This is a genomic window from Vibrio sp. Y176, assembly GCF_033438945.1.
Genome location: NZ_JAWOQS010000648.1, coordinates 1 through 654, shown reverse-complemented (window position 1 = coordinate 654; position 654 = coordinate 1). Strand labels below are relative to the sequence as shown.

At 46.0% G+C, this 654-nt stretch carries 1 protein-coding gene; it reads left to right on the top strand.

Annotation, left to right across the window (positions count from 1 at the left end; all coding sequences use genetic code 11):
* A partial coding sequence (locus tag R7O13_RS27855) for an efflux RND transporter permease subunit (protein WP_318305323.1) occupies nt 1–654 on the top strand: 654 nt, incomplete at both ends.

The following is a 654-nucleotide window of genomic DNA, read 5'->3' as shown; positions in this document are numbered from 1 at the left end:
TGGGACGTTTAGAAGATCCGGCCTTTACTATCAAAGATGCGATGGTAGTGACGTCATACCCAGGTGCGACGCCGCAACAAGTGGAAGAAGAAGTGACGTACCCGCTGGAAAAAGCCATCCAGCAACTGACTTACGTTGACGAAGTGAACTCCATTTCCAACCGTGGTTTATCTCAGATCACCGTGACGATGAAAAACAACTATGGTCCCGATGATTTACCACAAATTTGGGATGAATTGCGTCGAAAAGTGAACGACTTAAAAGTCACGTTACCACCAGGTGTTAATGAGCCTCAGGTTATTGATGACTTCGGTGATGTGTACGGCATCTTGTTGGCAGTGACAGGGGATGGCTACAGCTATAAAGAGTTGCTGGATTATGTCGACTACTTACGCCGTGAGCTTGAACTGGTCGATGGCGTCAGCAAGGTTTCAGTCTCTGGTCAGCAGCAAGAGCAAGTCTTTATTGAAGTTTCGATGAAGAAGTTAAGCAGTATTGGTTTGTCGCCAAATACGGTTTTTAACTTGCTGTCCACGCAAAATATTGTGTCTGATGCTGGCGCTATTCGTATTGGTGATGAGTACATTCGAATTCAGCCTACGGGTGAGTTCCAAAGCGTTGATGAGTTAGGGGATCTGTTGATCACCGAATCTG